This window comes from Actinomyces sp. B33, from assembly GCF_028437565.1.
Classification (GTDB): domain Bacteria; phylum Actinomycetota; class Actinomycetes; order Actinomycetales; family Actinomycetaceae; genus Pauljensenia.
On record NZ_JAMRYR010000005.1, the window covers coordinates 156,694 to 170,379 of the forward strand.

Annotated in this window: 12 protein-coding genes; 11 read left to right on the top strand and 1 reads right to left on the bottom strand. The window is 68.0% G+C overall.

Annotation, left to right across the window (positions count from 1 at the left end; translation table 11 throughout):
- Nucleotides 1-65 precede the first annotated feature (65 nt).
- The 7 genes from M3T53_RS08935 (at nucleotide 66) to M3T53_RS08965 (ending at nucleotide 7,841) form a co-directional block, all read left to right on the top strand.
- Entirely contained in the window at nucleotides 66-806 is a 741-nt protein-coding gene (locus tag M3T53_RS08935) for an L-ribulose-5-phosphate 4-epimerase (protein WP_272434173.1), read from the top strand.
- Complete coding sequence (araA, locus tag M3T53_RS08940; protein ID WP_272434174.1) at nucleotides 803-2,311, top strand: L-arabinose isomerase; 1,509 nt, start codon at nucleotides 803-805, stop codon at nucleotides 2,309-2,311. The genes M3T53_RS08935 and araA overlap by 4 nt, the downstream gene beginning before the upstream one ends.
- Nucleotides 2,312-2,481: 170 nt before the next feature.
- The gene (locus M3T53_RS08945) at nucleotides 2,482-3,519 is read left to right on the top strand and encodes an ABC transporter substrate-binding protein (protein WP_272434175.1); all 1,038 of its coding nucleotides are present in this window, start codon (nucleotides 2,482-2,484) and stop codon (nucleotides 3,517-3,519) included.
- 154 nt (nucleotides 3,520-3,673) lie between these two features.
- Nucleotides 3,674-5,215 (top strand): sugar ABC transporter ATP-binding protein, encoded by a 1,542-nt coding sequence (locus M3T53_RS08950; RefSeq protein WP_272434177.1) that lies wholly within the window; start codon nucleotides 3,674-3,676, stop codon nucleotides 5,213-5,215.
- Nucleotides 5,212-6,282: an ABC transporter permease gene (locus M3T53_RS08955; RefSeq protein ID WP_272434178.1), complete on the top strand. Its 1,071-nt coding sequence runs from the start codon at nucleotides 5,212-5,214 to the stop codon at nucleotides 6,280-6,282. The genes M3T53_RS08950 and M3T53_RS08955 overlap by 4 nt, the downstream gene beginning before the upstream one ends.
- Nucleotides 6,283-6,284: 2 nt before the next feature.
- A complete protein-coding gene (locus M3T53_RS08960) occupies nucleotides 6,285-7,370 on the top strand; it encodes an ABC transporter permease (protein ID WP_272434179.1) in 1,086 nt (361 codons plus the stop codon).
- A gap of 189 nt (nucleotides 7,371-7,559) precedes the next feature.
- Nucleotides 7,560-7,841, top strand: coding sequence for an HU family DNA-binding protein (locus M3T53_RS08965; protein WP_272434180.1), 282 nt, complete (start codon nucleotides 7,560-7,562; stop codon nucleotides 7,839-7,841).
- A gap of 53 nt (nucleotides 7,842-7,894) precedes the next feature.
- On the opposite strand, the gene M3T53_RS08970 is transcribed toward M3T53_RS08965, so the two are convergent.
- Complete coding sequence (locus M3T53_RS08970; RefSeq protein WP_272434181.1) at nucleotides 7,895-9,034, bottom strand: ROK family transcriptional regulator; 1,140 nt, start codon at nucleotides 9,032-9,034, stop codon at nucleotides 7,895-7,897.
- 191 nt (nucleotides 9,035-9,225) lie between these two features.
- On the opposite strand from M3T53_RS08970, the gene M3T53_RS08975 reads away from it, so the two are divergent.
- From M3T53_RS08975 to M3T53_RS08990, 4 genes are read left to right on the top strand one after another with little or no spacing between them, the layout of a single operon-like run.
- Complete coding sequence (locus M3T53_RS08975; RefSeq protein ID WP_272434182.1) at nucleotides 9,226-10,530, top strand: alpha-L-fucosidase; 1,305 nt, start codon at nucleotides 9,226-9,228, stop codon at nucleotides 10,528-10,530.
- Nucleotides 10,531-10,580: 50 nt separating this feature from the next.
- A complete protein-coding gene (locus M3T53_RS08980; protein WP_272434183.1) occupies nucleotides 10,581-11,864 on the top strand; it encodes an ABC transporter substrate-binding protein in 1,284 nt (427 codons plus the stop codon).
- 25 nt (nucleotides 11,865-11,889) lie between these two features.
- Nucleotides 11,890-12,804, top strand: a complete 915-nt coding sequence (locus M3T53_RS08985; protein WP_272434184.1) for a carbohydrate ABC transporter permease — start codon at nucleotides 11,890-11,892, stop codon at nucleotides 12,802-12,804.
- A complete protein-coding gene (locus tag M3T53_RS08990; RefSeq protein ID WP_272434185.1) occupies nucleotides 12,794-13,684 on the top strand; it encodes a carbohydrate ABC transporter permease in 891 nt (296 codons plus the stop codon). Before M3T53_RS08985 ends, M3T53_RS08990 begins: the two co-directional genes overlap by 11 nt.
- Nucleotides 13,685-13,686: the final 2 nt, after the last annotated feature.

The following is a 13,686-nucleotide window of genomic DNA, read 5'->3' on the forward strand; positions in this document are numbered from 1 at the left end:
TCCCGCATGGCGCGGATCGCACGCAGTGGTGCGGGGGCTGACACCAAAATGAAAGGACTGCGAGCATGGATCACCGCGATCCGAGCACCTGGGACGAGGAATTCGCCGCCCGGGTGCGACAGACCCGAGAAGTCGTCGCACGGCTCCACGCGGAGCTGCCCCGCTGGGGCCTCATCGTCTGGACGGCCGGCAATGTCTCCCAGCGCGTCAAGGGCCCGGCCGAGGACGGGTCGCAGGACCTCCTCGTCATCAAGCCCTCCGGTGTCAGCTATGACGACCTGACCCCAGAGTCGATGGTCGTCTGCGACCTCGACGGCGCCCTCGTCGAGGGGGAGGGATCCCCCTCATCGGACACCGCGGCCCATGCCTATGTCTACGCGCACATGCCCGAGGTCGGCGGCGTCGTCCACACCCACTCGACCTACGCGACCGCCTGGGCCGCGCGCGGCGAGGAGATCCCCTGCGTCCTGACGATGATGGGGGACGAGTTCGGCGGCCCCGTGCCCGTCGGCCCCTTCGCCCTCATCGGCGACGACTCGATCGGGCGCGGCATCGTCGAGACCCTCTCGGAGTCCCGCAGCCCCGCCGTCCTCATGCGCAACCACGGGCCCTTCACCATCGGCTCGGACGCGCGCGCCGCCGTCAAGGCCGCCGCCATGGTCGAGGAGGTCGCGCGCACCGTCCACATCGCCAAGCAGCTCGGCGAGCCGATCGCCATCGAGCAGGACAAGATCGACAGCCTCTACACCCGATACCAGTTCGTCTACGGACAGCACGACGGCAACGACGAAGGAGAACAGCGATGACAAGCTTCTACGAGGGCCGAGAGGTCTGGTTCTACACGGGCAGCCAGGACCTCTACGGCGAGGAGACCCTCCGCCAGGTCGCCGACCAGTCCCAGGAGGTCGTCCGCCTCCTCAACGAGGCTGGCGTGATCCCCGCCCCCGTCGTGTGGAAGCCGGTCCTCAAGGACTCCGACGCGATCCGCAGGGCGATGCTCGAAGCCTCCGCCGACGACCGGGTCCTCGGCGTCATCTCCTGGATGCACACCTTCTCGCCCGCGAAGATGTGGATCCGCGGCCTGGAGGTCCTTTCCAAGCCCCTGCTCCACCTGGCCACCCAGGCGAACATCGAGATCCCGTGGGACTCGATCGACATGGACTTCATGAACCTCAACCAGGCCGCCCATGGCGACCGGGAGTACGCTTACATCCTCACGCGCCTGGGCGTGCCCCGTACGACCGTCGTCGGGCACGCCTCGAACGCGTCGACCGTCTCGCGCGTGGCCGACTGGGTCCGCGCCGCCGCCGGTTTCGCCGCGACCTCGGAACTGAAGGTCGTGCGCTTCGGCGACAACATGCGCAACGTCGCCGTCACCGAGGGCGACAAGACCGAGGCCGAGCGTCGCCTCGGGGTGTCCGTCAACACCTGGGCCGTCAACGATCTGGTCGCCGCCGTCGACGCGGTCGACGAGGCGGCGATCGACGACCTCGTCGCCCTCTACGAGGAGCGGTACGACGTCGCCGAGGAGCTTCGAGCCGGCGGGGAGCGGCACGAATCGCTGCGCTACGCGGCCCGCGAGGAGATCGCGATCCGCTCCTTCCTCGACGAGCGGGGGGCCAAGGCCTTCACGACGAACTTCGAGGACCTTGGCGCCCTTCGACAGCTGCCGGGCCTGGCCGTCCAGCGCCTGATGGCCGACGGCTACGGCTTCGGGGCCGAGGGCGACTGGAAGACGGCGGTCCTCGTGCGCGCGGCCAAGGTCATGGGCGAAGGCCTGGAGGGCGGGGCCTCCCTCATGGAGGACTACTGCTACAACTTCGTCGCGGGCCAGGAGATGATCCTGGGGGCGCACATGCTCGAGATCTGCCCGTCGCTGACCGAATCCACTCCTCGCATCGAGATCCACCCCCTGGGGATCGGCGACCGCGAGGACCCGGTGCGGATGGTCTTCAACGCCGACGCGCGTCCCGGGGTCGTCGTCGCCATGTCGGACATGCGCGACCGCTTCCGTCTGACGGCCAACGTCGTCGAGGTCGTCGAGCCGCCCCATGACATGCCCAAGCTGCCCGTCGCTCGTGCGATGTGGGTCCCCGAGCCCGATTTCTACACCTCCGTCGAGGCGTGGCTGACGGCCGGGGCGGCGCATCACACGTGCATGTCGACTCAGGTCGGCATCGACGTGTGGGAGATGTTCGCGCGCATCGCGAAGATGGAGCTTCTCGTCATCGACGAGTCCACGACGCGGCGAGACTTCTCCTCGTCGACGCGGTGGAACCAGGCGTACCACCGTCTCGCCGAGGGGCTGTGATCCTCCGGCCGGGCACCCCCGTGCCCGGCCGGACCACCGATTCGTCGCCGAATCGTGACGAGCGGGTGGATCCATGCAGTATGTGTTAGCGTTAACCTTGTGAGTGGGGCATACGGCATGCAGCCGCCTATCCCTCCCTCTCCATGCATCAGTTTGTTCGAGGAGGAACAATGACCATCAACACGCGCTTCCGCAGCCTCGCCGCCGCCACCGCGGCCGGCCTCGCCATCGTCTCCCTGACCGCCTGCGGCGGCGGCCAGACGACCGACTCCGCCGATTCGGCGGCCTCCGGCTCGTCCACAGCCGACTCGACCTCGTCGACCAGCGCCTCCGATATCACCGTCGGATTCGTCGCCGTCGGCCCCGAGGGCGGCTTCCGCACCGCCAACGAGAACGACATCCAGCAGGCCTTCAAGGACGCCGGCATCACCCTGAAGTACTCGCCGACGACCAACAACGACCAGCAGAAGCAGCTCGAGGCCTTCGCCTCCTTCGTCAACGAAGAGGTCGACGCGATCCTCCTGTCGGCCACCGAGGCCACCGGCTGGGAGGAGTCCCTCAAGACCGCCCAGGAAGCAGAGATCCCCGTGATCCTCCTGGACCGCGGCATCGAGCCCAACGACGAGTCCCTCTACTCGACCCACATCGGCCCCTCGAACCTCGAAGCCGGCAAGGCCGCCGCCCAGTGGGCGATCGACAACAACCCGGACGGCGCCAAGGCCGTCGTCCTCGAAGGCCCCGCCGGCCTGTCGGTCGTCAACGAGCGCAACGAGGGCTGGGAGTCCCTCATCTCCGGATCGAACATCGAGGTCCTCGAGAACCAGTCGGCCAACTGGTCGACCGAAGAGGGCAAGACCGTCACCGAGGGCCTGCTCGACAAGTACAACAACGACATCAAGGTGATCTTCGCCCAGAACGACGAGATGGGACTGGGAGCGGCCCAGGCCGTTGAGGCCAAGGGCCTGACGACCGGCAAGGACGGCGTCCAGATCATCACCATCGACGGCACCCGCCCGGCGCTCGAGGGCCTCCTGGCCGGCAAGCTCTCCTACGTCATCGAGTACAACCCGATCTTCGGCAAGGACGCCGTCGACGCGGTCCGCTCGCTCGTCGAGGGCAAGACCGTCGAGAAGAGCATCGTCGTCGACTCGGCCTCCTTCGACCAGGACTCCATCACCCAGGAGATCATCGACGGCCGTCCGTACTGATCGGATATCGTCGATCACCGACACGCGCGCCCCCGGCGCCGTCTGACTCGTCGACACGCGGGGGCGGGAGGAGATCCCTCCCGCCCCCGCGCTGCGGTCGCCGCCGCACCGCCCGCCCCGGCGGGCGCCTGCCTCGAACAAGGACGTGAGAGAAGTGGATCAACAAGAACACGGGGGCGCCCCCGCCCCCATCGCCCAGATGACGGGCATCTCCATCGAATTCCCCGGAGTCAAGGCCCTCGACGGCGTCGACTTCAGGCTCTTCCCCGGCGAAGTCCACGCGATCATGGGGGAGAACGGGGCCGGAAAATCGACCCTCATCAAGGCCCTGACCGGGGTCTACCAGATCGACTCGGGCACGATCCTCGTCGAAGGCAAGCCCCAGCGGTTCAACGGAACGGCCCAGGCTGAGGCCGCCGGGATCTCGACCGTGTACCAGGAAGTCAACCTGTGCACGAACCTGTCCATCGGGGAGAACCTCATGCTCGGCCACGAGGTCCGATCCCCCCTCGGGATCAACTGGAAGGCCACCCACCGCCAGGCCAGCGAGGCCCTCGGCCAGGTCGGCCTCGACCACCTCGATACCCGCGCGCCGCTGGCTTCCGTGTCCATCGCCGTCCAGCAGCTCGTCGCCATCGCCCGCGCCACCGTCGTCAACGCCCGCGTTCTCATCCTCGACGAGCCCACCTCCTCTCTCGACGTCAGCGAGGTCGCCCAGCTCTTCGCCATCATCCGACGGCTGCGCGACCAAGGCGTTGCCATCCTCTTCGTCTCCCACTTCCTCGACCAGGTCTACGAGATCTCCGATCGCATCACCGTCCTGCGCAACGGCCGCCTCATCGGCGAGGACCTGACGGTCAACCTCCCGCGCAACGTCATGGTCTCCATGATGATCGGCCAGGACCTCAGCAACCTCGACGCCATCCAATCCAAGAGGCCCGAAGTCGCCGACGACGCCCCCGTCCAGCTCGTCGCCGAGGAACTGTCGAGGATCGGCTCGGTCGACGCCGGCTCCTTCGACGTGCGCCAGGGCGAGGTCCTCGGCTTCGCCGGCCTCCTCGGATCCGGGCGCACCGAGGCCGTGCGCCTCGTCTTCGGCGCCGACCGCCCAGACTCCGGGACCCTCACCCTCAACGGGGAGACGATCCACGCGGTCGGTCCGCTGCGCTCCCTCGCGAAGGGCATCGCCTACTCCACCGAGAACCGGCGCGACGAGGGCATCATCGCCGCCCTGTCGGTGCGCGACAACATCATGATCTCCCTCCAGGCCATGCGCGGATGGGCCAGGCGCATCCCCCAGGCCGAGCAGGAGGAGGTCTGCCAGCGCTACATCACCGGCCTGGGCATCAAGACCCCGTCGGGCGACACCCCCGTCGGCTCACTGTCCGGCGGCAACCAGCAGAAGGTCCTCCTGGCCCGGTGGCTCGCCACCAGTCCCAAAGTCCTCATGCTCGACGAGCCCACCCGCGGCATCGACGTCTCCGCGAAGTCCGAGATCATGAAACTCGTCTTCGACCTCGCCCAGGACGGGATGTCGATCGTCTTCGTCTCGTCGGAGATGGACGAGGTGCTGCGCATCTCGAACCGGATCGTCGTCATGCGCGACCGCCACCAGGCCGCCCTCATCGACAATGACGGGACCCTGACCCAGAAGGACATCGTGGGCATCATCGCCGAAGGAGGAGAGCAGGCGTGAGTACTCGAACAGGATCGGCCCCGCGCCGAAACCCCCTGGCCGGCATCGACACCCGGATCATCTGGACCCTCGTCGCCATCATCCTGCTCATCGCCATCTGCGCGATCAAGGACCCGACGTTCTTGCGGATCGGCTTCACCGGCGGGAGTCTCAACGGCCCCCTCATTGACGTCCTGCGCAACTCCGCGCCCTACCTGATGATCGCCGTCGGCATGACCTTCGTCGTCTCGACGGCGGGGATCGACCTGTCCGTCGGAGCGGTCATGGCCGTCTCGGGCGCCATCGCCATGACCCTCCTGCAGGGGGCCTCGGGCACCAGCGGGGCGATCGTCGCCCTCGCCGGCGCCCTGGGGGCCTGCGCCCTCATCGGCGCGTGGAACGGGGCGCTCGTCGCCTACATCGGACTCCAGCCCTTCGTCACCACGCTCATCATGATGCTCGCCGGGCGCGGCATCGCCAAGGTCATCACCGACGGCGAGAACCTCGCCGCCACGAACGACTCCTTCAAGGCCCTGGCTACCGGCCACCTCCTCGGGCTGCCCCTGGCGTGGGTCCTCGCGACCCTCATCGTCGTCGCCGTCGCGCTGCTCATGCGGCGCACCGCCCTGGGCCTGGAGATCGAGGCCGTCGGCCTCAACCCCGTCGCCTCGCGCATGGCCGGCATCGAGCCGCGTCGTATCCTCTTCACCGTCTACATCATCTCCGCCGTCCTGGCCGCGATGGCCGGCGTCTTCTCCGTCGGCAACGTCATGCGCGTCGAGCCGGCCAACACCGGCATGGGCTACGAGATGGACGCGATCCTCGCCGTCGTCATCGGCGGGACCTCCCTGCTGGGCGGGCGCTTCTCCCTCCTGGGGACTTACCTGGGCGCTCTGATGATCCCGATGCTCGAGAAGACGATCGTCTGGCTGGGCATCCCCAACGCCGCGACGCCCGCCTTCAAGGCGATCATCGTCATCGCGGTGTGCGTCCTGCAGTCCGGGCTCGTCGCCAAGCTGACGACCCGCAAAGCCAAGCCCCCGCTCCCGCACGAGACCGAGCCCGCCGTGGCCAAGGAGGTGGCGTGACCATGAGCACGCAATCCGCAGGCAAGAGCCGCTTCAACGCGTGGCTGACCCGGGACCTCAACAAGATCCCGACCTACGTCGCCGTCGCCGTTCTCCTCGCCCTCTTCATCGTCGGACAGCTCGCCTACGGCAAGTTCTTCCGGCTCAACACGGTCTCGTCGCTCTTCAACGACAACGCCTACCTCATCATCCTCGCCATCGCGATGACCCTGCCGATCCTCATCGGCGGCATCGACCTGTCCGTGGGCGCCGTCATCGCCCTGAGCTCGGTCGTCGGGTGCACCATGGCGAACGCGGGCGTCCCCTGGCCGGTCGTGGCCGTCGTGATGATCCTCATCGGGACGACGATGGGCGCGCTGTCGGGTGTCCTCGTGCGGTTCTTCGACATGCAGCCGTTCATCGCGACGCTGGCGACGATGTACCTGGGCCAGGGCATCGCCGCGATGATCTCGAGCAAGCCGATCGTCCTCGACGAGGGCAACGGGCTGCGCCTCCTGGGGACGAAGCTCACCCTCGTCGACGGTCCGAAGGTCAACGACCTGACGGTCTCCGTGGGCGTCATCATCGCCGCGCTCGTCGTCCTCATCGCCTACTTCGTCATGCACCGCACCCGCACGGGGCGGACCATCTACGCGATGGGCGCTCCCGCGAAGGACTCGGCGCGCCTGATGGGCCTGCCCACGGGGCGCTCCCTGTCGTCGATCTTCCTGCTGTCGGGGACGTTCTCGGGCATCGCCTCGGTCGTCTACGTCGCCGGGGTCGGCAAGGGGCAGAACATCCTCGGCCAGGGGTGGGAGCTCAACGCCGTGGCCGCCGCCGTCATCGGCGGGACGATCATCACCGGCGGCGCCGGGTACGTCCTCGGTTCGATCGTCGGAGCTCTCGTCTTCGCGACGACGAGCCTGATCATCACCCGCGATGGGCGCATCCCCCCGGCCGCGACGACGATCATCACCGGATTGATGCTCCTCCTGTTCGTCGTCGTCCAAAGGCTCATCATCTTCTTCGCCGAACGGCAACGGGCCAAGGGCGGGCGGATGATGAGCGCCGCTCCCGAGGGTTCTCAGTCGGTACCCGAACGGGTCTGAGACCCGTTCGCCGCCCGTCGCGTCGCCCCTTCCCGCCCCGGGAGGGGGCGACGCGCGTCCATCAGGTGGGAATCCGTCACGAAATCGGCGAAAACACGCGCCAGAACTGACAATTCGCCTCCGTATTCCGTAATGTTTCCCCGTGACCATCTTCGTGGTCCCCGACAACGACAGGAATGAGGTTCCTACATGTCCGTGAATCGCACCGAGCTCGTCGCTCAGATCGCCGAGCGCGCCAACCTGACCAAGGTCCAGGCGGATGCCGCTCTGGGCGCCTTCCAGGACGTTCTCGTCGAGTCCCTGGCCAAGGGCGAGTCCGTCAAGGTCACCGGCCTGCTGTCGGTCGAGCGCGTCGAGCGCGCCGCTCGCACGGGCCGCAACCCCCGTACGGGCGAGGAGATCCAGATCCCCGCGGGCTACGGCGTCAAGCTGTCGGCGGGCTCGACCCTGAAGAAGGCCGTCGCCAAGTGATCGCGGCCTGAACGACGACGCGGAGGGCGGTGCCGATCGGCACCGCCCTCCCGTCATGCGCGGGGCTTGATCTCGCGGGCCCGGGCGATGGCCCCGAGGACGCCCCCGTTCTCGCCCGTCGAGGCCGCCTCGATGATGAGGCGGCGGGTGATCAGCGGGTGGCACCCGGTGTACAGGGCCGCCCGCACCGAGGCGAGGAACACCTCGACGGTCGACAGCCGTCCCCCGATGAAGACGGCGTCGGGGTTGAAGAAGCCGGCGACGAGGCACAGGGCCTCGCCCAGTCGGGTCCCCGCGGTGCGCAGGAGGCGGACCGCGAGGGCGTCCCCGTCGATGGCGCTGGCGATGAGGTCGTCGGTGCCCGCGGCGCCGCCGGTCAGGCGGTTCCATTGGCGGCCCAGGGCGCGTCCGGACACGACGGTGTCGAGGCACCCGGTCTTGCCGCAGGAGCAGGGCTCGTCGCCGGTCCCGGTGATGCGCACGTGGGAGATGTCGCCGGCCGACCCGGTCGCGCCCCGGTGGATGCGCGAGCCGATGACGACCCCGACGCCCAGGGCGCTGCCGGCCTTGACGCTGAGGGAGCTGCGGATGCCCGTGTGGGCGAGGTGCTCGCCGAGGGCGAGGAGGTCGGCGTCGTTCTCGACGGCGACGGGCGCGCGGTACCTGTCGGCGAAGAACTGCTCGACGGGGAAGCCGTGCCAGCCGGGCAGTCGCGCCCCCGAGTCGACGGATCCGCGGTCGGGGTCGATCGGTCCGGGCAGGCCGATGCACACGGAGCCGGGCGAGGCGCGTCCGTGGTCGGTGAGCATCGCGTCGAACCGGTCGGCGAGGGAGGGGAGCAGGACCTCGGGTCCGGACGAGGTGTCGATGTCGAGGTCGACGAGGTCGAGGATCGTCCCGTCGTCCTCGGCCAGGGCGAGGCGGGCGTGGCGGGTGCCGAGGTCGGCCGCGAGGACGGGGGAGAGGGCCGAGGCGAGGCGCAGGGTGCGCGAGGGGCGCCCCCCGGTCGAGGGGGCGGATCCCGACTCGACGACGAGGCCGGCCGCGATGAGCTCGTGGATGCGCAGGGAGACGATCGAGGTGGACACGCCGAGGTCGCGGGCGAGGGCGGGGCGGGTCGAGGAGGGGCGGCGCTCGAGGGCGTCGAGCAGGCGCCGGTGGATGTCCAGGAGCGCTGGATCGTCGATGCTCATGGATCCTGTGCCTCCTCTTCGTCCAAATCGTTGAGTGAAGTGTAGGCCGATCTTCGGTGATCGGCGGAGCGAACAACCGTTATGCATTTGTGAACTACGAGGGTTATGCGTTCTTTCGGGGAATGCGCTATTGTCCGATTGGTGTAGGACAAAGTAGTTCTGTTCATCCGATTCATTGGAGGAAGTTGCTGATGCCGCGACCCGTCACCCCGGAGCAGGCCGCCGCCCACGCATGGTTCGACCACGACCGGTTCGGCCTGTTCGTGCACTACGGCATCTACTCCGTCGCCGCCCGCCACGAATGGGTGATGACCCGCGAGCGGCGCACCGTCGAGGACTACGAGAAGTACGCCGAGTTCTTCGACCCCGACCTCTTCGACGCCCGCGAGATCGCCCGAGCCGCCAAGAGCGCCGGAATGGGATACGCCGTCCTGACGACCAAGCACCACGACGGCTTCTGCCTGTGGGACTCGGCCCTGACCGACTACACCTCCCAGGCCCACCAGGGCCGCGACCTCGTGCGCGAATGGGTCGACGCCCTGCGCGCCGAAGGACTGCGCGTCGGCCTCTACCACTCGCTCATCGACTGGCACCACCCCGACTTCCCCTACGACTTCCACCACCCCCGCCGCGACGACCCCGACGCCCACGACCCCCACCCCGAGCGGACCATGGAGGAGTACCGCCGCTACCTCCACGGCCAGGTCCGAGAACTCCTCACCGGCTACGGGACGATCGACTACCTCTTCTTCGACTTCTCCTACCCCTGGAAGCTCGAGGGATTCACCGGCAAGGGACACGACGACTGGGGATCGGTCGAGCTCCTCGACATGTGCACCCGCCTCCAACCCGGCATCCTCGTCAACGACCGCCTCGACATCCCCGGCGACCTCGTCACCCCCGAGCAGTACCAGCCCAGCGCCCCGATGACCCTCGCGGGCCGGCGCGTGCGATGGGAGGCCTGTCAGACCCTCAACGGCTCCTGGGGCTACGACCGGGACAACACGGACTACAAGAGCCACGACATGCTCGTGCGCATGCTCGTCGACACCGTCTCCAAGGACGGCAACCTCATCCTCAACATCGGCCCCGACGCCCGCGGCGCCATCACCGCCGCCGATCGGGACGCCCTCGACGCCATCGGCGAATGGATGCGACTGCACCGCGCCTCGATCATCGGCGCCGGCGCCGCCGACGGCTTCACCGCCCCCGCCGGCACGGTCCTCACCCGCCGCGCCGACCGCCTCTACGTCCACCTCCTCCACTGGCCCTTCGGCCACCTCCACCTGCCCGACCTGGCCGGCCGGGTCCGCTTCGCGCGCCTCCTCAACGACGGCTCCGAACTGCCGATGAGCGTCCTGCCGCCCGACAAGGAGGCCCTATCCACCGACCTGGGAGGGCAACCCGAGGGGACCCTCACCCTCACGCTCCCAGTGCGCCGACCCGACGCACTGGTCCCCGTCATCGAGCTCTACCTCGACGACGCAGACGAATGACACCGACGAGAACCCAACGACCGCGCACCGACCTCAAAGGAGAGAACACCATGAAGATGCGCTACACCGCCCTCGCCGTCGCCACGGCGATGACCGCCTCCCTCGGGCTGGCCGCCTGCTCGGGCGGCTCCGGCTCCGGGACGACCGCGACCGCCGACGGCACGATCGCCCTGACCTGGGACATGTGGGGCAGCTCCGACACCGACCTCAAATGGATCGAGGACACCGCCAACGTCGTCCGCGAGCAGAACCCCGACATCGAGCTCACGACGAACGTCGCCTCATGGGGCGACTACTTCACCAAGCTCACCTCGAACATGTCCTCCGGGCAGCTGTCGTGCCTGACCTCGATGAACGGCCAGAAGCTCTCGGTCTTCCACCCCGCCCTCTCGCCCCTGACCGACGAGGACCTCGCAACCGCCGGCATCGACCCAGCCGACTTCACCGACGGAGCCCTCGACATCCTCACCTATGACGGCACCCTCTACGGCATCCCCTACGACGTCGCTGCCATGCTCGTCTACTACAACAAGGACATGCTCGCCGAGACCGGGACCCCCGAGCCCGTCAACGGCTGGACCTTCGACGATTTCGTCGCCACCGCCAAGGGGGCGACGACCGATGCTCACAAGGGCTTCGGCATGGGCATGGGCGAGTTCCAATGGCTCGCCCTGCCGATCGCCAAATCCGGCGTTCAGCCCGTCGCCGCCGACGGCACGCTCCAACTGACCGACCCGAAGTTCGTCGAGGCCGCCGAGTGGTACGCCTCCCTGGCCACCGCCGAGGGCGTCGCCGACCCCGTCCCCTCGGCCTCCGAGGCCGGCTGGGGCGAGGACCAGTACTCCTCGGCCAACACCGCCATGGCCGTCGACGGCACGTGGAACGCCCAGGGCTACTTCACCAACGAGAAGGGCTTCGCCGCGGGCGCCGTCACCCTGCCGAAGAACGCCGACGGCTCCTCCGTTGGCCTCGTCCTCGGCTCCGGATTCGGCATCGCCGCCACCTGCCAGGGCCCCGAGCGCGAGGCCGCGCTCAAAGTCCTCGGATCCCTCGTCTCCAAGGAGGCCCAGGACCTGATCTCGTCGTCCGGGCGCTCCTACCCGTCGCGCGTCGAATCCCAGCCGCTGTACTTCGACTCCCTCGACGAGGCCTACCGCGAGGACGTCCGCACCGTCTTCGAGGCCGCGTTCTCCGGACTCCAGGGCCAGCACGTCAACGAGAAGTGGGCTCAGGTCTCGGAGTACTTCACCCCGAACCTCGTCTCCGTGTACACCGGCGACTCGACGATGGCCGACATGCTGGGCAACGCCCAGAAGCAGTTCGGCCAGAACTGACCCGACCAGAGGAACCACCGACGCCATGACCACCACACCTGTGTCCCGCCCCCGGCGGAGCAGGCTGCGCAGGGCGGAGTCCCTCCAGGCGCTGGGCTTCGCCAGCCCGGCCCTGGTGGGGCTCTGCCTCTTCACAGTCGTCCCCGTCGTCCTGTCCATCGTCATGAGCCTGTACGACTGGCCGGCCTTCGGGCAGAGGCGATTCGTCGGCCTGGACAACTACGCCTGGCTGATGACCCAGAGCCCCGACTTCTGGCCCGCCCTGCGCAACTCGGTGGTCTTCACCGTCCTGTACGTCCCGGCGAACATCATCGTGTCACTGGGGCTCGCCCTCCTCATCGGGCCGAGGATCCGCGGGCGCAACGCCTTCCGCGTCCTCTTCTTCATCCCCGTCGTCACCCCCATGGTCGCCAACGTCCTCGTGTGGCGCATGCTCCTGCAGCCCCAGGGCCTGTTCAACGGCATCTCCCAGTCGTGGTTCGGCTACGAACTGCCCGTGTTCCTCTCCGACCCGCACTGGGCGATGGCGATGATCGTCATCATGTCGGTGTGGCAGGGGCAGGGGTACAACATGCTGATCTTCTCCGCCGCCCTCGAGGAACTGCCCGATTCGGTGATGGAGGCCGCCCGCATCGACGGGGCCAGCGGGGCGACGATGCTCTTCAAAGTCGTCCTGCCGATGATCTCCCCGTCGATCTTCTTCGCCGCCGTCATGACCGTCATCTCCTCCCTCCAGGTCTTCGTCCAGCCGCAGCTGCTCACCGGCGGCGGTCCCGGCAACTCGACCCTGCCCCTCGTGATGTTCATCTACAACACGGGCTTCAAGTTCCACCAGCTCGGCGTCGCCGCGGCCGCCGCGTGGATCCTCTTCGCCCTGGTCATCCTCGTGACCGCCTTCCAATTCGCCGCCCAGAGGAGGTGGGTCCACTATGAAGCGTGACGCCCGAGAGCCCGAGCGCGCGAAGAACACCCGCGTGGGACTCCTGGGCGGGGAGCCCACGCCGTTCAAGGACGCGATCCAGCACCTCGCCGTCTGGGCCTCGGCCCTGATCTTCGCCTCGCCCCTCGTCTACGCGTTCTTCTCCTCCCTCAAGGCCAAGGAGGAGGTCTTCTCGATGCCGCCGACCCTCTTCGGGGCCAGGCTGCGATGGGAGAACTACATCGAGGTCTTCACCTACGGGCCGTTCCTGCGCTACATCGGCAACTCGTTCCTCGTCGCGATCCTCGGGACCCTCGTCGTCCTCGTCGTCTCGACGACCGCCGGATACGCCTTCGCCAGGCTCAGGTGGAAGGGGCGCGAGGGCGCGTTCGTCCTGTTCCTCGCGACGATGATGATTCCCGCCGAGGTCCTCGTCATCCCGATGTTCATCCTCATGCAGAAGTTCGGATGGGTGAACACCTATCAGGCGCTCATCCTCCCCTTCGCCTTCGGCGCCTTCGGGACCTTCCTCATCCGCCAGTTCATGCGGTCCATCCCCTACGAGATCGAGGAGGCGGCGCGCGTCGACGGAGCCGGCCCCGTGCGGACCTTCCTGCAGATCATCCTGCCGCTGACGAAGTCGGCCATCGCGGTCCTGTCGGTGTTCACCTTCATGAGCTTCTGGAACTCCTACCTGTGGCCCCTGATCGTCACCGTCGACTACCAGACCCTGGGCACCCTGCCCGTCGGCCTGACCTCCTTCTCCAGTCAGCACGGGACGCGCTACGAGCTCCAGATCGCCGCCTCGATGATCTCCATGGTCCCCACGACCCTGCTCGTCATCGTCCTGCAGAAGCACCTCATCAAGGGCATCTCCATGTCCGGCATGGGCGGGCGCTGACG

Excerpts from the sequence above, each read along its gene's own strand:
- M3T53_RS08935 (WP_272434173.1), top strand. The coding sequence starts at position 66 with ATGGATCACCGCGATCCGAGCACCTGGGACGAGGAATTCGCCGCCCGG.
- M3T53_RS08945 (WP_272434175.1), top strand. The coding sequence starts at position 2,482 with ATGACCATCAACACGCGCTTCCGCAGCCTCGCCGCCGCCACCGCGGCC.
- M3T53_RS08960 (WP_272434179.1), top strand. The coding sequence starts at position 6,285 with ATGAGCACGCAATCCGCAGGCAAGAGCCGCTTCAACGCGTGGCTGACC.
- M3T53_RS08980 (WP_272434183.1), top strand. The coding sequence starts at position 10,581 with ATGAAGATGCGCTACACCGCCCTCGCCGTCGCCACGGCGATGACCGCC.
- araA (WP_272434174.1), top strand. The coding sequence starts at position 803 with ATGACAAGCTTCTACGAGGGCCGAGAGGTCTGGTTCTACACGGGCAGC.
- M3T53_RS08985 (WP_272434184.1), top strand. The coding sequence starts at position 11,890 with ATGACCACCACACCTGTGTCCCGCCCCCGGCGGAGCAGGCTGCGCAGG.
- M3T53_RS08965 (WP_272434180.1), top strand. The coding sequence starts at position 7,560 with ATGTCCGTGAATCGCACCGAGCTCGTCGCTCAGATCGCCGAGCGCGCC.
- M3T53_RS08990 (WP_272434185.1), top strand. The coding sequence starts at position 12,794 with ATGAAGCGTGACGCCCGAGAGCCCGAGCGCGCGAAGAACACCCGCGTG.
- M3T53_RS08970 (WP_272434181.1), bottom strand. The coding sequence starts at position 9,034 with ATGAGCATCGACGATCCAGCGCTCCTGGACATCCACCGGCGCCTGCTC.
- M3T53_RS08975 (WP_272434182.1), top strand. The coding sequence starts at position 9,226 with ATGCCGCGACCCGTCACCCCGGAGCAGGCCGCCGCCCACGCATGGTTC.